At 68.4% G+C, this 19122-nt stretch carries 19 protein-coding genes; 9 read left to right on the plus strand and 10 right to left on the minus strand.

What is annotated here, in order from left to right:
- Nucleotides 1-23: 23 nt before the first annotated feature.
- The 6 genes from whiA to EFY87_RS02685 all read left to right on the plus strand — a co-directional run bounded on the left by whiA (nt 24) and on the right by EFY87_RS02685 (nt 4961).
- Nucleotides 24-1004, plus strand: a complete 981-nt coding sequence (gene whiA, locus EFY87_RS02660) for a DNA-binding protein WhiA (protein WP_123269925.1) — start codon at nt 24-26, stop codon at nt 1002-1004.
- Between the two features lie 186 nt (nt 1005-1190).
- Nucleotides 1191-2186: a type I glyceraldehyde-3-phosphate dehydrogenase gene (gap, locus tag EFY87_RS02665; RefSeq protein WP_123269926.1), complete on the plus strand. Its 996-nt coding sequence runs from the start codon at nt 1191-1193 to the stop codon at nt 2184-2186.
- Nucleotides 2187-2205: 19 nt separating this feature from the next.
- Nucleotides 2206-3408, plus strand: a complete 1203-nt coding sequence (locus EFY87_RS02670; RefSeq protein WP_123270208.1) for a phosphoglycerate kinase — start codon at nt 2206-2208, stop codon at nt 3406-3408.
- 3 nt (nt 3409-3411) lie between these two features.
- Nucleotides 3412-4224, plus strand: coding sequence for a triose-phosphate isomerase (tpiA, locus tag EFY87_RS02675; RefSeq protein WP_123269927.1), 813 nt, complete (start codon nt 3412-3414; stop codon nt 4222-4224).
- 103 nt (nt 4225-4327) lie between these two features.
- Nucleotides 4328-4570: a preprotein translocase subunit SecG gene (gene secG, locus EFY87_RS02680; RefSeq protein WP_181445424.1), complete on the plus strand. Its 243-nt coding sequence runs from the start codon at nt 4328-4330 to the stop codon at nt 4568-4570.
- A 40-nt stretch (nt 4571-4610) separates the two neighbouring features.
- On the plus strand, nt 4611-4961 hold the full coding sequence (locus tag EFY87_RS02685) for an RNA polymerase-binding protein RbpA (RefSeq protein WP_123269928.1): 351 nt from the start codon (nt 4611-4613) through the stop codon (nt 4959-4961).
- Nucleotides 4962-4976: 15 nt separating this feature from the next.
- On the opposite strand, the gene EFY87_RS02690 is transcribed toward EFY87_RS02685, so the two are convergent.
- Genes EFY87_RS02690 through EFY87_RS02700 form a run of 3 tightly spaced genes read right to left on the minus strand, consistent with a single transcriptional unit; the run spans nt 4977 to nt 6306 of the window.
- Complete coding sequence (locus EFY87_RS02690) at nt 4977-5468, minus strand: VOC family protein (RefSeq protein WP_245988345.1); 492 nt, start codon at nt 5466-5468, stop codon at nt 4977-4979.
- Nucleotides 5465-5956, minus strand: coding sequence for an SRPBCC domain-containing protein (locus tag EFY87_RS02695; protein ID WP_123269929.1), 492 nt, complete (start codon nt 5954-5956; stop codon nt 5465-5467). The genes EFY87_RS02690 and EFY87_RS02695 overlap by 4 nt, the downstream gene beginning before the upstream one ends.
- Nucleotides 5953-6306: an ArsR/SmtB family transcription factor gene (locus EFY87_RS02700; protein WP_123269930.1), complete on the minus strand. Its 354-nt coding sequence runs from the start codon at nt 6304-6306 to the stop codon at nt 5953-5955. Before EFY87_RS02700 ends, EFY87_RS02695 begins: the two co-directional genes overlap by 4 nt.
- A 261-nt stretch (nt 6307-6567) precedes the next feature.
- Between EFY87_RS02700 and srmL the strand changes: the two genes are divergently transcribed.
- A complete protein-coding gene (gene srmL, locus EFY87_RS02705) occupies nt 6568-7686 on the plus strand; it encodes a PheS-related mystery ligase SrmL (RefSeq protein ID WP_123269931.1) in 1119 nt (372 codons plus the stop codon).
- Between the two features lie 88 nt (nt 7687-7774).
- Nucleotides 7775-8428: an RDD family protein gene (locus EFY87_RS02710; RefSeq protein WP_281276154.1), complete on the plus strand. Its 654-nt coding sequence runs from the start codon at nt 7775-7777 to the stop codon at nt 8426-8428.
- A 32-nt stretch (nt 8429-8460) separates the two neighbouring features.
- Here the strand turns inward: EFY87_RS02710 and pgl are convergent, their stop codons facing one another.
- From pgl to tkt, 6 genes are all read right to left on the minus strand, one after another.
- Nucleotides 8461-9174 carry a 6-phosphogluconolactonase gene (gene pgl, locus EFY87_RS02715; RefSeq protein ID WP_123269932.1) on the minus strand — a complete coding sequence of 238 codons (714 nt, stop codon included), beginning with the start codon at nt 9172-9174 and terminating at the stop codon, nt 8461-8463.
- A 121-nt stretch (nt 9175-9295) separates the two neighbouring features.
- Nucleotides 9296-10219, minus strand: a complete 924-nt coding sequence (locus EFY87_RS02720; RefSeq protein WP_123270211.1) for a glucose-6-phosphate dehydrogenase assembly protein OpcA — start codon at nt 10217-10219, stop codon at nt 9296-9298.
- Complete coding sequence (gene zwf / locus EFY87_RS02725; RefSeq protein ID WP_123269933.1) at nt 10216-11760, minus strand: glucose-6-phosphate dehydrogenase; 1545 nt, start codon at nt 11758-11760, stop codon at nt 10216-10218. Before zwf ends, EFY87_RS02720 begins: the two co-directional genes overlap by 4 nt.
- 84 nt (nt 11761-11844) lie before the next feature.
- A complete protein-coding gene (locus EFY87_RS02730; RefSeq protein WP_181445425.1) occupies nt 11845-13464 on the minus strand; it encodes a glucose-6-phosphate isomerase in 1620 nt (539 codons plus the stop codon).
- On the minus strand, nt 13461-14573 hold the full coding sequence (gene tal, locus EFY87_RS02735) for a transaldolase (RefSeq protein ID WP_123269934.1): 1113 nt from the start codon (nt 14571-14573) through the stop codon (nt 13461-13463). Before tal ends, EFY87_RS02730 begins: the two co-directional genes overlap by 4 nt.
- Nucleotide 14574: 1 nt before the next feature.
- Nucleotides 14575-16737 carry a transketolase gene (gene tkt / locus EFY87_RS02740; protein ID WP_425459343.1) on the minus strand — a complete coding sequence of 721 codons (2163 nt, stop codon included), beginning with the start codon at nt 16735-16737 and terminating at the stop codon, nt 14575-14577.
- 154 nt (nt 16738-16891) lie between these two features.
- Between tkt and EFY87_RS02745 the strand changes: the two genes are divergently transcribed.
- On the plus strand, nt 16892-17875 hold the full coding sequence (locus EFY87_RS02745) for a heme o synthase (protein WP_123269936.1): 984 nt from the start codon (nt 16892-16894) through the stop codon (nt 17873-17875).
- 115 nt (nt 17876-17990) lie between these two features.
- Here EFY87_RS02745 and EFY87_RS02750 read toward each other — a convergent pair whose 3' ends face one another.
- Nucleotides 17991-19025 carry a class I SAM-dependent methyltransferase gene (locus tag EFY87_RS02750; RefSeq protein ID WP_220093472.1) on the minus strand — a complete coding sequence of 345 codons (1035 nt, stop codon included), beginning with the start codon at nt 19023-19025 and terminating at the stop codon, nt 17991-17993.
- Nucleotides 19026-19122 lie beyond the last annotated feature (97 nt).

Here is a 19122-nt window from a genome sequence, read left to right on the forward strand (position 1 = left end):
GCCACCCTAGGGATTGAACTCGTATGTCGATGACTGCAGCCGTCAAGGACGAACTCAGCAGGCATGTGGTCACCAAGACCTGCTGCCGCAAGGCCGAGATCTCCGCGATGCTGCGCTTCGCCGGGGGCTTGCACATCATCGGCGGCCGCATCGTCATCGAGGCCGAACTCGACACCGCGTCGGCGGCCCGCCGGCTGCGTCAGGCGATTGCCGACCTCTACGGTCAGACTCCTCAGGTGCTCGTCATGAGCGGCGGTGGGCTGCGCCGCGGCAGCCGCTACATCGTGCGCGTTGCCCAGGACGGTGAGGCGCTCGCCCGCCAGACCGGCCTGATCGACCATCGCGGGCGGCCGGTGCGCGGTCTGCCGCCCCGGGTCGTCAACGGTTCCGTGTGCGACTCCGAGGCTGCCTGGCGCGGTGCCTTCCTCGCGCACGGCTCGCTGACCGAGCCGGGCCGGTCCTCCTCGCTCGAGATCACCTGCCCCGGTCAGGAGGCAGCTCTCGCACTCGTCGGCGCGGCCCGCCGGCTCGGTGTGCAGTCCAAGGCGCGCGACGTGCGGGGCGTCGACAGGGTCGTCATACGCGACGGGGACGCGATCGGGGTCATGCTCACCCGGCTCGGCGCGACGGACGCGTTCATGGCGTGGGAGGAGCGCCGCATGCGCCGCGAGGTGCGCGCCACCGCCAACCGCCTGGCCAACTTTGACGACGCCAACCTGCGTCGGTCCGTCGAGGCGGCGGTGCAGGCGGGCAGCCGGGTCGAGCGCGCGCTGGAGATCCTCGGCGACGAGGTGCCCGACCATCTGGCCCAGGCCGGCCGGCTGCGCCTGACTCACAAGGAGTCCAGCCTGGAGGAGCTCGGCCAGAAGGCCGATCCGCCGATGACCAAGGACGCCGTCGCAGGGCGGATCCGCCGTCTGCTCGCGATGGCGGACAAACGGGCGGCCGAACTCGGCATACCGGGCACCGACGCCGCACTGTCCGGTGATCTGCTCGACGGCTGAGCCCCGCGTACCGGCGATGCGTCCGACGGGCGGACGGTCCGGCCGGGTGGTGCCTGCTACTCGCCGGTCATCCCATAGGGTCGTGGCTGTGGGCGCAGTGTCGCGCCCGCGCCGCGAACTGCGTGTCCGCGAATCAACTTCCGGTTGACCCGATCACTCCGACCGACAGAAAGGGATGAGTCGCCCGTGACCGTCCGTGTGGGAATCAATGGCTTCGGCCGCATCGGCCGCAACTTCTTCCGGGCGGTCGTCGCGTCCGGTGCCGACATCCAGGTCGTCGGCGTCAACGACCTGACCGACAACGCCTCGCTGGCGCAGTTGCTGAAATACGACTCGATCCTCGGCCGCTTCCCGGGCGACGTGTCGGCGACCGACTCCGACATCACCGCGGGTGGCGCGACCTTCAAGGCGTTCGCCGAGCGCGACCCCGCCAACCTGCCCTGGGGTGACCTTGGCGCCGACATCGTGATCGAGTCGACCGGCATCTTCACCGACGCCGAGAAGGCGAAGGTGCACCTTGCCGGCGGTGCCCAGAAGGTCATCATCTCCGCGCCGGCCAAGAACGAGGACATCACGATCGTGATGGGCGTCAACGACGGCGACTACGACCCGGCCAAGCACACCATCATCTCCAACGCCTCGTGCACCACCAACTGCCTCGGCCCGATGGCTAAGGCCCTGAACGACGAATTCGGCATCGTCACGGGCCTGATGACCACGATCCACGCCTACACCCAGGACCAGAACCTGCAGGACGGCCCGCACAAGGACCCGCGTCGTGCGCGCGCCGCCGCCCTGAACATCGTGCCCACCTCGACCGGTGCCGCGAAGGCCATCGGCCTGGTGCTGCCCGAGCTGAAGGGCAAGCTCGACGGCTACGCCCTGCGGGTGCCGACCCCGACCGGCTCGGCGACCGACCTCACCTTCGAGGCCGGCCGCGAGACCACCGTCGAAGAGGTCAACGCGGCGGTGCAGAAGGCTGCGGACGGCAAGATCCTGCGCTACACCGAGGACCCGATCGTCTCCAGCGACATCGTCACCGACCCGGCCTCGTGCATCTTCGACTCCGGCCTGACGAAGGTCATCGGCAACCAGGTCAAGGTCGTCGGCTGGTACGACAACGAGTGGGGCTACTCCAACCGGCTGATCGACCTCGCGCTGCTGGTCGGCACGAGCCTCTGAGGCGTCGCCACCGATGACGATGCGAACGATCGACGACCTGGGTGCGCTGAGCGGCAGGACCGTGCTGGTCCGCAGCGACCTGAACGTGCCGCTCGACTCCGAGGGAAACATCACCGACGACGGGCGGGTCCGCGCGTCGGTGCCGACACTTCGGCAGCTCACCGACGCGGGCGCCCGGGTCGTCGTCTGCGCGCACCTGGGCCGGCCGAAAGGCACGCCGGAGCAGAAGTACTCACTGCGTCCGGCCGCTGACCGTTTGTCCGAACTACTCGGTTTCCCAGTGCTTTTCGCCACCGATACGGTGGGGGAGTCGGCGAACGAGACCGTGGACAAGCTGCACAAGGGCCAGGTGGCGCTGCTGGAGAACCTCCGATTCAACGAAGGTGAGACCAGCAAGGACGACGCCGAGCGCGGCGCGTTCGCCGATCAGCTGAGCCACCTCGCCGACGCATTCGTCTCGGACGGTTTCGGCGTGGTGCACCGCAAGCAGGCCAGCGTCTATGACATCGCCGAACGCCTGCCGCAGGCTGCCGGGCAGCTCGTCCAGACCGAGGTCGGCGTGCTGCGGCAGCTGACCAGCAAGCCGCAGCGCCCATATGCCGTGGTGCTCGGCGGCGCCAAGGTCAGCGATAAGCTCGGTGTTATCGAGAACCTGCTCGAGAAGGCCGATCTGCTGCTGATCGGCGGCGGCATGGTCTTCACCTTCCTGGCCGCACAGGGCTACGAGGTGGGCACCAGCCTGCTGGAGTCCGAGCAGGTGGCGCGAGTGCGCGGCTACCTCGCGGATGCCGAGAACCGCGGCGTGCAGATCGTGCTGCCGACCGACATCGTCGCCGCGACCGCCTTCGCCGCGGATGCGGAGCACGAGGTCGTGCCGGCGGACGCCATACCCGCGGACCGGATGGGCCTGGACATCGGGCCCGAGTCGGCGACCCGGTTCGCCGAGGCGATCCGTGGTGCGCGAACGGTCTTCTGGAACGGCCCGATGGGCGCCTTCGAGATGCCGGCCTTCGCAGCCGGCACCCAGGTGGTCGCTCAGGCGCTGGTCGATGCGACCACGTCCGGCGCGCTCACCGTCGTCGGCGGCGGCGACTCGGCTGCCGCGGTGCGCCAACTCGGTTTCGCCGACTCCGACTTCGGCCACATCTCGACCGGCGGCGGTGCCAGCCTCGAATTCCTCGAGGGCAAGACGCTGCCCGGCCTCAGTGTGCTGGAGGCCTGAGCCGTGGTGGAGGCCAAGCCGGCCGGGCGGACCCCGTTGATCGCCGGCAACTGGAAGATGAACCTGGACCATCAGCAGGCGACGGTGCTGGTCCAGAAGCTCGACTGGACGCTGAAGGACAAGAAGCACGACCACGGCGAGACCGAGGTCGCGGTCCTGCCGCCATACACCGACCTGCGCTCGGTGCAGACCCTGATCGACGGCGACAAGCTGCCGCTCAAGCTCGGTGCGCAGGACCTGTCGCCGCACGACGCGGGCGCCTACACCGGTGACGTCTCGGGCGTCTTCCTGGCGAAGCTGGGCTGCGCGTACGTGCTTGTTGGGCACAGTGAGCGGCGCGAAGTACATGGCGAGACCGACGAGATCGTGAACTCCAAGGTGCAGGCCGCGATCCGGAACGGACTCACCCCGATCCTGTGCGTCGGCGAGCCGCTCGAGGTGCGCACGGAAGGCCGGCAGGTCGAGCACATCGTCGCGCAGCTGACCGCGGACCTCGCCGGAGTGCGAGCCGAGGACGTCGCGAAGCTGGTGGTCGCCTACGAGCCGATCTGGGCGATCGGCACCGGCGAGGTCGCCACCCCCGACGATGCGCAGGAGGCGTGCGGGGCGCTGCGCAACACCGTCGCCGAGCTCTACTCCGGTGACGTTGCCGATCAGGTGCGTTTCCTGTATGGCGGGTCGGTCAAGTCCGGCAACGTCGCGTCGATCATGGCCCGCGACGACGTCGACGGCGCGCTCGTCGGCGGTGCGTCCCTGGACGCGGGGGAATTCGCCGCGATCTGTCGCTACAAGGCGCACCAGGGTCTCGTCGGCTGACCGGGTCCCGCAGCCCGACCGCGTATCATTCCCGGGGTACCCTGGTCTGCGGTGTCCGTGCCGGGTGCCGATCCGAAGTTCTCGACATGAAGGTGTCTCCAGCGTGGACGTCATGCGCATCGCTCTCCAGGCGGTCGTGGTCATCAGCAGCCTGTTCCTGGTGTTGCTGATCCTGATGCACAAGGGCAAGGGCGGGGGCCTGTCCGACATGTTCGGCGGCGGTGTGAGCAGCAGCCTCGGTGGTTCGTCGATCGCGGAGCGCAACCTCAACCGGATGACGATTATCGTCAGCATCGTCTGGGTGCTGGCGATCATCGGTCTCGGGCTCGTCGCCCGGTTCCAGTAACTCCCTCTTCCCTAGAACTCTTCGCCGTCAAGGAGCAATCGTGGCCGGTGGCAATGCAATTCGAGGCAGTCGTGTCGGCGCTGGCCCCATGGGCGAGGCCGAGCGGGGCGAGTCCGCACCGCGGGTGGTCATCTCCTACTGGTGCGCCAACCGCCACGAGACCCGTCCCAGCTTCGCCCAGGAGCCCGGCCTGGCGATCCCGGAGACCTGGGACTGCCCGCGCTGTGGTCTCCCGGCCGGCCAGGACGAGCAGAACCCGCCGGCCGCCCCGAAGGCCGAGCCCTACAAGACGCACCTGGCCTATGTGAAGGAGCGCCGCAGCGAGGAGGAGGGTGCCGTCATACTCGACGAGGCGCTCGACACCCTCCGGCAGCGCGGCCTCATCACGTAAGGCCGCCGCCAGCCGTCACTGACCGCGCGGCTCGCCGTCGGCGGCAGGGAACTCGGAGATGACGATCTTGCCCATCCCCATCAGTGCCTGTATGGCGGCCGGTCCGGTCATCAGCTCGTCCAGATGTGCCGGCAGGATCTGCCAGCTGAGGCCGAACCGGTCCTTGCACCAGCCGCACTGCTCGGACTCCGGCACCGCGGACAGCGCCGCCCAGTAACGGTCGATCTCGGCTTGGTCGGCGCAGGCGACCGTGATCGAGATGGACTCGGTGAAGGTGAACGCCGGTCCGCCGTCCAGGCAGGTGAACGGCATCCCGTCGAGGGTGAACCGGCCGCTGAGGACCTTGCCCGCCATACCTTCGAAGTGCCGGTCCAGCGATGCGTCGGGGTAGCGCTCGATGCCTTCGATGCGCGAGCCCGGGAAGAGGCCGACGTAGTAGCGCATCGCCTCCTCGGCGTTGTCGTGGAACCACAGGCAGGGTCGCAGCGACGTGGTCAGCACGGTCATCGGATGGCTCCTTCGGTCAGCAGCAGGTCGAGTTTCGCGTAGCCGTCGTTGATTCCGACCTCCATGCCGCTGGCCAGCCAGCCGTCGCGGGCGGCGAAGGAGTCGACGAGTGACTGGACATGCAACCGGGTGCGGCCTTCGCCCAGGTCTTCGACGGTCAGCGTGTCGAGGGCGACACCGTCCGGCATACCTTCCCAGGTGAAGGTCTGGACGACGCGGTCGTCGCCGACGTCGTGGAAGCTGCCATGGAAGGCGTATTCCTCGTTTCCGCGAACGTTCACGAAGCGCCAGCTGCCGCCGGTGCGCGCGTCCCAGTAGTCGATCCGGGTCGTCACATCGTCCGGTCCGACCCACCGTGCGTAGAGGTCGGGGTCGAGGTGGGCTTTCATCAGTTGTGCCGGAGTTGCGGTGAAATCGCGAGTGATCCGGATGATCGGCACGCGTTCGTCGGCCTCGATGACGGCGGCCGGGTAGGTCGTGGGATTCATGATGCGGTGCCTTCCGTGGAGTTGCGCGTGTCGCGTTCGTTGAGTTCGTCGAGCAGGGCATCCAGCCGCTGGTAGCGCTGTTCCGCCTGGCGCTGGTAGCGCTCGATCCACTTGTTCACCAGGTCAAAGACCTCCGCTTCCAGGTGCACCGGACGTCGTTGTGCGTCCTTGGTGCGGGTGACCAGGCCCGCCTCCTCGAGCACCTTGAGGTGTTTGGACACGGCCTGCAGGCTCACGTCGTATGGCGCGGCCAGCTCGCTCACCGTCGCGTCGGCCCGGGTGAGCCGGGCGACGATGTCGCGCCGGGTCGGGTCGGCCAGCGCACCGAAGACGCGGGACAGCTGATCCATCGGGAGGTTCTCCTTGTAAACCTAGTGGTTGAATACGGAGAGTGTGACCGCTGGGTGCCGACGTTGTCAACCAGGTGGTTGCGCAGTTAATGGGTGGCGGCCCGTTCGCGGTGCCCGTAAGGTGCCCGCATGCAGCATGTTCGGCGATTTGGGTGCCCTCGACCGGTCAGCGGTCGTGGGCTCGCTCGCAGTTGCAGCTGAGGTCCGCCGCCCCGGTCGAGGGAGAACAGTCCCGATCCGACCGACCAGCAAGGACCTCTGATGACCAGTTATCTGACCCCTGACGCGTTGCGCATCGCCCTCGACCTCCGCGACCTGACCGACCCGGCCGCCGGCCCGCACGCGATGCAGTCGTTGACCGACGGCATCGTGCAGGCGAGCGCACAACTGCGCGACAGCCAGGTGCGGCAGGTGCGGCACAGTCCACTCGTCGCCGTCTCCGCCAACTACGACGCGCTGGGCTACGGCATCGCGGATATCACTCGGAATGAACGATATTCGCGCTATGTCAGCCCGACCGTCATGCTTCGCAGTCACACCAGCGCGATGCTGCCACCGCTCCTCGCCACGCACGACGGAGCCGACAACGTGCTGTATGCCGCGGCCGGACTTGCCTACCGGCGGGACTCGATCGATCGGACGCACACCGGCGAGCCGCACCAGCTCGATCTGTGGTGGCTCACGCGCAGTAGCGAGCCGGTCGACGGCGAACTCGCCGAGCGGCTCGGTGTCCTCGCGCAGGCGGTGCTGCCGGATTGCCGCTGGCGGGTGACGCCGTCGCCGCACAGTTATACGGCCGGCGGTCTGCAGCTCGACGTGCTGGACCCGGCCGGTGGCGGCTGGCTGGAGCTCGCCGAAGGCGGCGTGATCGCGCCCTGGCTGCTGGACGCTGCGGGTCTGCCATCCGCCCACTGGTCCGGCATCGCGGCCGGAGTCGGGCTGGACCGCGCGCTGATGCTCCGCAAGGGCATCCCGGACATCCGGCTGCTGCGCTCCGGTGACGCGCGGGTCGCCCGGCAGATGATGAACCTCTCGCCATACCAACAAGTTTCACTGCTCCCGGAAATTCGCCGCGACCTGTCGGTGGTCGTGCCGTGGGACACGGACGAGGAGCTGCTCGGTGATCAGGTGCGAAGCGCTCTCGGGGAAAGGGTCGCCGATCTGGAGTCCGTGCACCTGCTGTCGAAGACGTCGTATGACGACCTTCCGGCGGGTGCTCGACGCCGGCTTGGCATTCGACTCGGCCAAGCAAATGCGCTGGTGCGTGTCACCTTGCGGCCGATCGAGCGGACGCTCACTTCGGCGGAAGCAAACGACCTACGGGACGCGGTATATCTGGCCATCCACCGTGGCGACGTGGTGGAAATGGCCAGCCGCTGAGGTGGAACCAGATGGTCACCCCGAGGCGTCGACCTTGTGCAATCCACACCACGCGACACCGAGGGGTCTCAGACGATGAGCACCAACGATCCTTACACATCCCCAGCGGGCGGCCAGCCGCAGTACGGCGCACCACAGGGCGGGCAGCCGCAGTACGGCGAGGGGTACGGGCAGCCGGCGGTACGGGCAGCCGGCATACGGCCAGCAGCCGTACGGCGGTTCTCCGTATGGCGGGTCGCCCTACGGCGGACCGCCGCCGCAGCCGTATGCGAACTGGGGTCAGCGGGTTGGCGCGTTCATCATCGACCTGCTGGTGACGATCCCGGCATATATCCTGATGATTCCGGGATACGTGATGATCCTGTCGTCCATCCACACGGACACCAACTGCGACGCCTACGGCAACTGCCAGACCGTGAGCCACGGATCGCCGTCGCCGGCCGCCTTCATCCTGATCTTCCTGGGCGGCCTCGTGGCGCTCGGACTGCAGATCTGGAACCGCTGGATCAAGGGCGGGCAAGGTCAGTCGATCGGCAAGAAGGTGCTCGGGATCTCGCTGATCAGCGCGAACACTGGGCAGCCGATCGGCACGGGTCTGGCGTTCGTCCGCGACATCGCGCACTTCCTCGACAGCATCATCTGCTACCTCGGCTACCTGTGGCCGCTGTGGGATGCCAGGCGCCAGACCTTTTCCGACAAGGTGATGAGCACGGTCGTCGTGCAGGGTCCGCCCCCCCGGTAGCGACAAGTGCTGAGCCCGCTCGGCGAGGGACGCTAGAGCTTGGAGGCGGCGGCGTCGTCGAGCCACCACACGGTCGATTCGGTGCCGTGCACGCCGCTGGCCGGCACGTCCCAGCGATCGGCGCCCGGGGCCAGCGCGGCAGCCACCGCGTCGGCCTTCTCCGCGCCCGCAACCATCAGCCACACAGTGCGGCTGCGGCCGAGGCACTCGAAGGTGAGGGACACCCGGTCCGGCGGCGGTTTGGGGGAGTCGTGCACCGCGATCGCGATCGCGCCTTCGGTGCGTTGCGCGGGGTGATGCGGGAAGAGGGACGCGAGGTGAGCGTCCGGTCCGACGCCGAACATCGTCACGTCGAAGAGCCCGTCGCCTTCGGTGCTGCGGATCGCGTCGCTGTATGCCGCGGCCGCGCTCTCCGCATCAGGCACCGTGTCCGGGCCGGCGACGCGATGCACATGCTGCGCCGGCACCGGCAGCGCATCCAGCGCCGCGCGGTCGGCTTCCACGTCGTTGCGGTCGGGTGAACCGGCCGGCACGAAACGCTCGTCGCCCCACCAGAAGTGCACCGCGGACCAGTCGATGCCGGTCGCACCGGGTAGAGCCTGCAGGGACAGCCCGCCCATCGAGCCACCGGTCAGGACGATGTGCGCGACACCCCGATCATGTTGTGCGGCAACGATTTCCGCGACCAGCTTCTCGGAGATCGCCGTGCCGAGCTCGTCCTTCGTCGCCCGCTGCTCGATTGTCATGCTCAACCTCTTCTGCCGTTTCTTGCAGGGTACTGGGTCTCGATACGCCTCCTCCGCTCCGCTCCTGCGGCTACTCGACCAGCCAGGTTTCGCGCCCTTCCTGCGCTACGCGGGTGGCCAGCTAGTTGCGGGCGTTGGTCACCAGGGGGAGTCCCTTGACCAGGGCTTCGCGGTAGACCTCGTCCGCGCCGAGCCGGCTGAGTTCTTCGGCGAGCGATTGCGCAGTGCCGGGGCGGACCAGGTCGAGCCGGCGGTCCGGCTGCCCGGGCTGGGTCAGGGTGCCAGTGCGCCGATCGGGCCGGTCGAGTTCGATCGGCCCGGACTTGCGCTCCATGCGCACGTGGACCAGACCGGTGCCGGGAGCCGAGCGTGCCCGCCGCACCGGGCACCGGAGCCGCACCGCGAGCCATCCCGCAAGCAGGTCGGTGCTGGCGGAGTCGGTCGCACCCGTGACGGTGACCGAGGTGACCGGTTCGTATGGCGGCAGGTCGAGCGCGGTCGCGAGCAGTCCCCGCCATCGGGTGGCACGCGCCCAGGCCATGTCGGTGTCGCCCGCGGCATACTCGGCACGCCTGCGGTGCAACGCTTTTCGTGGGTTGCCTCCCTGGGAGGCATCGGTGATGCGCCGGCTGGCGAGCTGCCCGATCGGTGACGTCGCGACGTCGTCGGCAGGGCCGGGCCACCAGGCGACGATCGGGGAGTCGGCCGCGAGCAGTGGTGTCACCACGCTCGCACCATGCTTGGTCAGCTCGCCATACAGGCGCAGCACGACCACCTCGCTGCCGCCGGCCTCGGTGCCCAGTCGCACCTGCGCGTCCAGCCGGCTCGCGCCGCGGCCGCTGCCGGCGACCAGCGCGATGATCCGGCTGGGATGCTGCCGGCTGGCGTGGATGGCCGCCTCGACGGCGTCGTCGGCACCGCCCTCATCGACGACGATGATGAGGGTCATCACCCGGCCGAGAGCCATGGCGCCGGTCTCGCTCCGCAACCGGACCAGCAGCTTGCTGATGTCTTTCGTTGTCGTGTCAGGCAATTCGGTGATCATGGCAGTCTCCACTCCCGCCTGTCGCGGGCCAGCAGTTCGGCCGCGCTGCGCGGTCCCCAGGTGCCCGCTTCGTACCCCTCGGGTCGTCCCTTGCGCGCCCAGAAACGCTCGACGCGATCCAGGATGCGCCAGGACAGCTCGACCTCCCGATGCCGCGGGAAGAGCGGGGGATCGCCGAGCAGTACGTCGAGAATGAGTCGTTCGTAGGCTTCCGGGCTGGACTCGGTGAAGGCACTGCCATAGCTGAAGTCCATCGTCACGTCGCGGACCTGCATCGTCCCCGCTCCCGGCACCTTGGACCCGAAACGGAGCGTGGTGCCTTCGTCGGGCTGCACGCGGATGACGATCGCGTTCTGCCCGAGCTCTTCGGTCGCGGTGTCGGTGAACGGCAGATGCGGCGCGCGCCGGAAGATCACCGCGATCTCGGTGACGCGCTTGCCGAGCCGTTTGCCGGTGCGCAGATAGAAGGGCACTCCGGCCCAGCGCCGCGTATAGACCTCGAGCTTCACGGCGGCATACGTCTCGGTCGTCGAGCCGGGGTCGATGCCGTCCTCCTGCAGGAAGCCGGTCACCTTCTCGCTGCCCTGCCAGCCAGCGGTGTACTGCCCTCGCGCGGTGGCCTTTGCCAGGTCTTCCGGCAGCCGGACGGCCGCCAGGACCTTCTCTTTCTCGGCGCGCAACTCGTCGGCGCCGAAGGAGTTGGGCTGCTCCATCGCGGTGAGCGCGAGCAACTGCAGCAAGTGGTTCTGGATGACGTCGCGCGCCGCGCCGATGCCGTCGTAGTATCCGGCCCGGCCCGCAATGCCGATGTCCTCGGCCATCGTGATCTGCACGTGGTCGACGTAGTGCGAGTTCCACACCGGCTCGAAGAGCTGGTTGGCGAACCGCAGCGCCAGCAGGTTCTGGACGGTCTCCTTGCCTAGGTAGTGGTCGATGCGGAAGATCGAGTCAGCGCCGAAGACGTGCTCGACGGTCTGGTTGAGTTCGCGCGCACTGGCCAGGTCGTGGCCGAACGGCTTCTCGATGATGACCCGGCGCCACGAATCCTGCTCCTGGGTGGCAAGGCCGGAGCGGTCCAGTTGCGCGCAGACCGGCTCGAACGCATCCGGCGGGATCGACAGATAGAACGCCGCGTTGCCCCCGGTGCCGCGCTCCTCGTCGAGCGCGCGCAGCGTCGCCGCAAGCTTGTCGAATGCCGCGTCATCGTCGAATTCGCCTTGCACGAAACGCAACCCGTCGGACAGGTTGCGCCATACGTCCTCGCGGAAGGTGGTGCGGGCACCCGCCTCGACCGCCTCGCGGACGGTCTGCGCGAACTGCGCGTCGTCCCAGTCGCGGCGACCGAAGCCGACGAGCGAGAACCCCGGCGGGAGCAGCCCGCGTCCGGCAAGGTCGTAGATCGCGGGGAGTAGCTTCTTGCGGGCCAAGTCGCCGGTAACGCCGAACATCACGACCGCGCATGGACCGGCGATCTTCGGCAGGCGTAGGTCGTCGGGATCCCGCAGTGGATTGGTGCCGCGGGAAATGCGGGCTGGACTCATCGAATGCGCCTCAGAACGTTGGGGATTCGGAGAAACACCGACGTCCCGCCCCTCGCGGGGCGCGAGGAACGGGACATCGATGGTTTAGGACGCGGTGACCTCGGTGATCGCCGCCTGCAGCTGTGCCAGCCCGGCCTCGTGGTCGGTCAGGTTGAGTCGTAGCACGGGGCGTCCGTGGTCGGCGAGGACCTTGGCGTCGCCACCGGCCTGCGAGGCGATGAAGTCACCGAAGGTGAACTCACGACCTGGGATGGACAGATCCTGCGTCGGTGCTGTGGTGATCTGCAGGAAGATGCCGTCGGCGGGGCCACCCTTGTGATACTGCCCGGTCGAGTGCAGGAAACGCGGCCCGAACCCGAACGTCACCGGACGGTTCAGCTTGTGCGCCAACGGGATTCGCACGTCGGCCAGGGACTGGTCGGCGATCCGGTCGACATACGCCATGACCGCCAGGTAGCCGCTCGGCGGCAACTGCGCGAAGAGTGCGCGCAGCGCGTCCGCGACGGTCGTGGCATCACCCAGGAAGTCGGGTCCGGCCGTGCGCACCTCGACCGCTCCGTCGGTGTATGCCGCAGGCGCCGCATCGCCGGTGCCCTTGCCGAGGAGTTCACGCGCCGCAGCCTTGGCACTCTCGACGTCCGGCTGGTCGAAGGGGTTGATGCCGATCAGGCGACCCGCAGTCGCGACCGCGGCCTCCCAGAGCAGCATGGCGCCGCCGAGCGACCCGCCGACATTGATGACCGCGTCACCCGAGGGCTGTGACTCGTCGTCGTTCGCGACCAGCCGCACCCACAGCTCGTCCGCGAGCTGCTCGCCGGTGGGGGAGTCGCCCACGACGACCGGCAGCAGGCCCTTGCCGTCCTTGCCGGTGCTCTCGGCGATGAGCTGCTCTGCCCAGTCACCGAAGCCGACGGCCGCGGTGCCGGCATTGATCAGCACCGTCTTGTCCCGCAGCGGTTGCGTGCCGCCCAGGGCGGCGCCGAGCCGCAGCGCCGGGTTCGCCTCGTCGTCGGCGGCGAGAGTGCCGGAGACGGCCTCGGCCTCATCGAGCAGGCGGCCGATGTCGGCACCGGCCAGACCACTTGGCACCAGACCGAATGCGGTGAGCGCGGAGTAGCGGCCACCGACGTCGGGGTCGGCGTTGATGACGGTGTAACCCGTGGCACGGGCATCCTTGTCGAGCGGGCTGCCCGGGTCGGTGACCACGACGATGCGCTCGGTCGGGTCGATGCCGGCGTCCGTGAACGCCTGCTCGTAAACCCGGCGCTGCGAGTCGGTCTCGACCGTCGAGCCGGACTTGGAGGACACGACCACGACCGTCTGCTCCAGCCGGTCGGTGAGCGCGGCGCGCACCATGTCCGGCTGGGAGGAGTCGAGCACCGTCAGCGGCACGCCGTCGGTCGCGCAGATGACCTCCGGCGCGAGCGACGAGCCGCCCATGCCGCACAGCACGATGTGGTCGAGGCCAGCTGCGCTGAACTTGCTACGCAGCGAAGCGATTTCGGCAACCAGCGGGCGTGATGAGGTGCCCAGGCCGACCCAGGAGAGCCGCTTCGACGACTCCGACTCTGCCGCCGGGCCCCACAAGGTGGGGTCCTGGGCGAAGAGCTTGCTGGCGAACTTGCCGGCCACCAGCTCTGGGACGTGCGACGAGATCGCGTCTGCGGCTGCGCCGGTCGCCGTCACGGCGATGTCGCTGCTCACCGGCTCGCCTTGTCCAGCTCGCTCTTGACCGACCCGAGCAGCTCGTCCCACGAGGCGTCGAACTTCTGCACGCCTTCGGTCTCCAGGACCTCGACGACGTCACCGTAGGAGACACCGAGCTTCTCCAGTGCGTCCAGGACGCCGGCGGCATCGGCGTAGTTGCCGGTCACCTGGTCGCCCTCGACCTGGCCGTGGTCGGCCAGCGCGTCGAGGGTCTTCGGCGGCATCGTGTCGACGGTCTCCTTGACCGCGAGGTCCACGACGTACATCGTGTCGGAGTATGCCGGGTCCTTGACCCCGGTCGACGCCCACAGCGGACGCTGCACGTGCGCGCCGTCATCGGCGAGGGTCTGCCAGCGCGGGGTCGAGAAGACCTCCTCGAACGCCTGGTAGGCCAGCCGAGCGTTGGCAACGCCGGCCTTCCCCTTGAGTGCCTTCGCCTCGTCGGTGCCGATCGCGTCCAGTCGCTTGTCGATCTCGGTGTCGACGCGCGAGACGAAGAACGATGCGACCGAGCGGATCGTCGACAGGTCCTTGCCGGCTTCCTTCGCCTGCTCCAGGCCGGTGAGGAAGGCGTTCATCACGCCGCGGTAGCGGTCGAGCGAGAAAATCAGCGTCACGTTGACGCTGATGCCCTCGGCCAGTGCCGCGGTGATCGCGGGCAGGCCCTCGACGGTCGCCGGGATCTTGATCATCGCGTTGGGCTGTCCGACCTTGGCCCACAGCTGCTTGGCCATCGCGATCGTGCCGTCGGTGTCGCGTGCCAGGCGCGGGTCGACCTCGATCGACACGCGGCCGTCCTGACCGGCCGTGGCGTCATACACCGGACGCAGAACGTCGCATGCGTTGTGCACGTCGCGCGTGGTGATCTCGAAGACCGCGTCGTCGACGCCGGTGCCCGCTGCGGCGAGCTCGGCGACCTGCTCGTTGTATGCCGAGCCGTCCGACAGGGCTCCCGCGAAGATCGTCGGGTTGGTGGTGACGCCGACGACGTTCTTGTCGTCGACCAGCTTCTGCAGGTCGCCGCTGCTGATCAGCATCCGGCTCAGGTCGTCCAGCCAGATCGAGACACCTACGTCACTCAGTGCCTGCGTATTGTCGTTTGCCATCTCACTTGCCTCCTGCGGCTGCGATCGAATCCTGGGCGGCGGACACGACGGCGTCCACCGTGAAACCGAACTTCTCCATCAGCACCGGCCCGGCCGCGCTGGCGCCGAAGTGGTCGATGCCGACCGTTCGTCCCGCGTCTCCGACGAGGTCGCGCCAGCCGAACGGCGTGGCGGCCTCGACGCTGACCCGCGCTCTGACAGTCGCGGGCAGCACGCTGCTGCGGTAGTCGTCGTCCTGCGCCTCGAACCATTCGCGACACGGCATGGACACCACGCGGGCAGCAACGCCCTTGTCGGACAATGCATTCCGGGCGTCGAGTGCCAGCGAGACCTCGGAGCCGGTTGCGATGAGGATGACGTCGGGCGTGCCCTCGGTGTCGGCCAGGACGTAGGCGCCGCGCGCGACACCCTCGGCCGAGCCGAACTCGGAGCGGTCGACCGTCGGCAGCGCCTGGCGGGACAGGATCAGCCCGGCCGGGCGGTCGGTGTGCTCCAGGATGGTGCGCCACGCGATGGAGGTCTCGTTGGCGTCGGCGGGACGCACCACGTCCAGGCCGGGGATCGCGCGCAGTGCGGCGAGGTGCTCGATGGGTTGGTGGGTCGGGCCGTCCTCGCCGAGGCCGATCGAGTCATGGGTCCACACGAACGTCACCGGCTGCTTCTGGATCGCCGCGAGACGCACTGCAGGCCGCATGTAGTCGGAGAAGACGAGGAACGTGCCGCCATACGGACGGGTAAGGCCTTCGAGCGCAATGCCGTTCAGCGCCATACCCATGCCGTTCTCGCGGATGCCGAAGTGCAGCGTGCGGCCGTAAGGCCCGCCCTGCCACTCGTCGGTCTGCCAGTTCTCCGGGACGAAGCTCGGCTCGCCGACCATGGTGGTGTTGTTGGACTCGGCCAGGTCGGCGGAACCGCCCCACAGCTCGGGGAAGACCGGCGCGAGCGCGGTGAGGATCTTGCCGGACGCGGCCCGGGTGGCGATGCCCTTGGGGTCGGCGTCGAAGACCGGGAAGGCTGACGCGTAGTCGGACGGCAGCTCGCGCTTGACCAGCCGGTCGAGCAGTTTGGCGCCGTCGGCGTTGGCTGCACGCCAGGCCTGGTAGGCCTTGTCCCACTCGGCGTGCGCCGCGGCGCCGCGGTCCTTGACCTTGCGGACGTGCTCGATGACCTCGTCGTCCACCTGGAAGGTGCGTTCGGGGTCGAAGCCGAGCAGCTTCTTGATGCCCGCGACCTCCTCGTCCCCGAGCGCGCTGCCGTGTGCCTTGCCGGTGCCCTGCTTGGTCGGCGCCGGCCACGCGAGGATCGTGCGCAGGCAGATCAGCGACGGCTTGTCGGTGACCTGCTTGGCCTGCTCGATCGCGGCGAGAAGCTCGTCGACGTTCTCGGTGTAGGTGTCGCGGTCGCTGTCCGGCTTGGCGCCCGCCCGCCAGTCGACGGTCTGCACGTGCCAGCCGTATGCCGCGTAACGGCCTGCGACGTCCTCGGTGAAGGAGACGTTGGTGTCGTCCTCGATGGAGATCTGGTTCTGGTCGTAGAACGCGATCAGGTTGCCCAGCTCCTGGTGTCCGGCCAGCGATGCGCCTTCTGCGGAAACGCCTTCCATCAGGTCACCGTCGGAGGCGATGACCCACACGTGGTGGTCGAAGGGGCTGGTGCCCGGGGCCGCGTCGGGGTCGAGCAGGCCGCGCTGACGACGCTCCGCCATCGCCATACCGACCGCGGAGGCGATGCCGGAGCCGAGCGGCCCGGTGGTGATGTCGACGCCGGCGGTGTGGCCGACCTCGGGGTGGCCGGGGGTCAGCGAGTCCCAGGTGCGCAGGGCCTGCAGGTCGGACAGCTGCAGGCCGTAGCCGGAGAAGTAGAGCTGGATGTATTGAGTCAGGCTGGAGTGACCGCAGGAGAGCACGAAGCGGTCGCGTCCGATCCAGTGCGGGTCAGCCGGGTCGATGCGCATGACGTTCTGGTAGAGCAAGTACGCCAGCGGAGCGAGGCTCATCGCGGTGCCCGGGTGACCGTTGCCGGTCTTCTGCACGGCATCGGCGGCGAGGACCCGGACGGTGTCGACCGCGCGAACGTCGACGCCGGTCCAGCCGGCGTTGGTGGCGATGGGCTCCGCGAGCGCCGGGTCCCGGCGTCCGGTGGTGGCTGAGGTGTCCTGGGTCACGGCAGATGGCTCCCACGAAGTTTGTCGGAAATCGGGATCTTTCGAAGTTGAGCCTAGACCCGCGACCCGCCGCGAAAGCAAAGTGTCTCGGAGGGATAGACTCGGGGTGTTTACGGGCCTGATCCAGCCGCCCGCAGACGGTTCCCCTTCAAGCATGGAAGTGACGCGAGTGACTGCGATCGAGCCACGTTCGGCCGACGGCCGCGCACCAGCCGACCGCCCCGCATCCCCGCCGTCCCGCCGCTCGCGCGGTCAGGTTGTGCGCGACTACGTGGCGCTGACCAAACCCCGCATCATCGAGCTGCTGCTCGTCACGACGTTCCCGGTGATGTTCCTAGCTGCCAGGGGCGTTCCGTCGGTGTGGCTGATCCTCGCGACGCTCGTCGGCGGCTCGTTCTCGGCGGGCTCGGCGAACGCCCTCAACTGCTACCTCGACCGCGACATCGACCGGCTGATGCACCGCACCGAGGGCCGGCCGCTGGTCACCGGCGCGATCTCACCTCGCAACGGCCTGATCTTCGGGCTGGTGCTGGGGCTGGTGTCCGTGTTGTGGCTCGGGCTGCTGGTCAACTGGTTGTCGGCGGCGCTGTCGCTCGGTGCGATCGTGCTGTATGTCGGCTTCTACACGCTGCTGCTGAAGCGCCGCACCTCTCAGAACATCGTGTGGGGCGGCATTGCCGGCTGTATGCCGACGCTGATCGGCTGGTCCGCCGTGACCAATTCGCTGAGCTGGTCCGCGGTCGTGCTCTTCCTGGTCGTCTTCTTCTGGACCCCGCCGCACTACTGGCCGCTGTCGATGCGCTTCCGCGACGACTACGCCAACGCCGGTGTGCCGATGCTCCCGGTGGTTGCCGAGGACATCGCCGTCGCCCGGCAGATCGTGCTCTATGCCTGGGTGACCGTGCTGACCACGCTCGTGCTGGTGCCGATCGCCGACATGGGCATCATCTACACCGTCATCGCGGTGGTCGCGGGTGCGGTCTTCCTGCGCGAGGCGCACCTGCTGCTGCGGCGCGCTGCCGCCGGGGCGTCATACAAGGTGCTCAAGCCGATGCGGTTGTTCCACTATTCGATCAGCTACCTCACGCTCGTCTTCGTGGGCGTCGCCGTCGACCCGCTGGTGCACCTGCACTTCTGAGCGCGCCGGTCGAGTCCGAGGGTCTGCAGAGTCCCTTCGAGGATGCCGAGCGCGCGCCCTACCGCGCGCTGGGCATACTCGGGAGGCCGGGTGGGCCAAGCGGCACGGTCGAGAATCAGCCGAGGTCGTGCAACGCGCTCCACCGACCGCGGAACTCCTCGGCCGGTGCGTTGTCGTCCCGCAGCTCCCGGACCTGCGCCCACACCGACGATTCGAGCACTGGGCCGGGAGCGTGGGCAGTAGAGCGACGCAACCAGTCCGCATCGACGGTCTGCGGGTCTGGCGAACTCAACTCGGCCAGGACGTCGTCGTACACCTCGCTCAGCACGGTGGACGAGGGGTCGAGCCCGACGACCAGATAGCTGCCGGTCGGTTCGGTGTTGACCGGCACGATGGTCAGGTCGGGCCGGTGCCGGCGCAGCACTTCGTGCACCTTGTAGACGTCGCCGGCCCATGCTGACGTGCGGCGAATGCGCTGCGCCTCCAGGGAGTTTCGCGGAAGCATGTCGTCGAGGACGATCGCTCCGCCCGGTGACATGTGCTTCTCGGTGTTCATGAAGTCGCGCAGCGCAAACTCCGCCAGGTGCATGCCGTCGATGAATGCCAGATCGACCGGCTGACCCTCGAAGTGATCGAAATTGCCGTCTGTTGCGAAGAAGTCGTCGCTGGTTTGCAGGAACGTCTGGACGTCACAGTGGATGGACCGAGTGATCCGGTATGCCGGGTCGACGCCGATAGTGCGTGCTCGGGAGAGAGTGAGGCTCTGACCCTGGTCGACGCCGATCTCGAAGTAGCGGCGCGGTTGCAGCAGTTCGTGCAGGGCTCCGAGGAACTCGTGCTTGTGGAATCCACTGCTCACGTGCTCGAAGGGATCCGGGGACGCCCAGCTCAGCCCGGCGGGCAGTTGTGAGCCGGCGCCCAGGCCTTCCACTCCGGCCCGGCCCAGGGCATCGATCATCTCCTCGCGGGTCAGCTTCGGCTTCGGCTTCGCAGTCGGGGGTTTCGGTGCGTGGTTCGATTCCGGAGCGGGCGGGGCGATCAGCCGGGCTAGCCGCCGTCGCGCAGCCACCTCTCGTCGGCGCAACTGCTCGGTCTCGGCTCGCCCGATTGTCGTGCGCAAGCCTGTTCCGACCACTGAACGAATCGACATACACAGTCCTTCTGTTCGCGGGCACGTCCAGCACAGCGTAGGCGATCGGGGTGCCTCGCCCGTAGGCCCCGTCGCCCGGACGGCCAGCGCGCCGATC

The organism is Flexivirga caeni (assembly GCF_003724155.1).
Classification (GTDB): Bacteria; Actinomycetota; Actinomycetes; order Actinomycetales; family Dermatophilaceae; genus Flexivirga; species Flexivirga caeni.

What these genes read in the sequence shown, in the direction of transcription:
- srmL (WP_123269931.1), top strand. Translation starts at nt 6,568, where the DNA reads ATGACCAGTTATCTGACCCCTGACGCGTTGCGCATCGCCCTCGACCTC.
- EFY87_RS02690 (WP_245988345.1), bottom strand. Translation starts at nt 5,468, where the DNA reads ATGACCGTGCTGACCACGTCGCTGCGACCCTGCCTGTGGTTCCACGAC.
- EFY87_RS02695 (WP_123269929.1), bottom strand. Translation starts at nt 5,956, where the DNA reads ATGAATCCCACGACCTACCCGGCCGCCGTCATCGAGGCCGACGAACGC.
- EFY87_RS02745 (WP_123269936.1), top strand. Translation starts at nt 16,892, where the DNA reads ATGGAAGTGACGCGAGTGACTGCGATCGAGCCACGTTCGGCCGACGGC.
- whiA (WP_123269925.1), top strand. Translation starts at nt 24, where the DNA reads ATGTCGATGACTGCAGCCGTCAAGGACGAACTCAGCAGGCATGTGGTC.
- tal (WP_123269934.1), bottom strand. Translation starts at nt 14,573, where the DNA reads ATGGCAAACGACAATACGCAGGCACTGAGTGACGTAGGTGTCTCGATC.
- EFY87_RS02700 (WP_123269930.1), bottom strand. Translation starts at nt 6,306, where the DNA reads ATGGATCAGCTGTCCCGCGTCTTCGGTGCGCTGGCCGACCCGACCCGG.
- EFY87_RS02720 (WP_123270211.1), bottom strand. Translation starts at nt 10,219, where the DNA reads ATGATCACCGAATTGCCTGACACGACAACGAAAGACATCAGCAAGCTG.
- EFY87_RS02670 (WP_123270208.1), top strand. Translation starts at nt 2,206, where the DNA reads ATGCGAACGATCGACGACCTGGGTGCGCTGAGCGGCAGGACCGTGCTG.
- EFY87_RS02750 (WP_220093472.1), bottom strand. Translation starts at nt 19,025, where the DNA reads ATGTCGATTCGTTCAGTGGTCGGAACAGGCTTGCGCACGACAATCGGG.
- zwf (WP_123269933.1), bottom strand. Translation starts at nt 11,760, where the DNA reads ATGAGTCCAGCCCGCATTTCCCGCGGCACCAATCCACTGCGGGATCCC.
- pgl (WP_123269932.1), bottom strand. Translation starts at nt 9,174, where the DNA reads ATGACAATCGAGCAGCGGGCGACGAAGGACGAGCTCGGCACGGCGATC.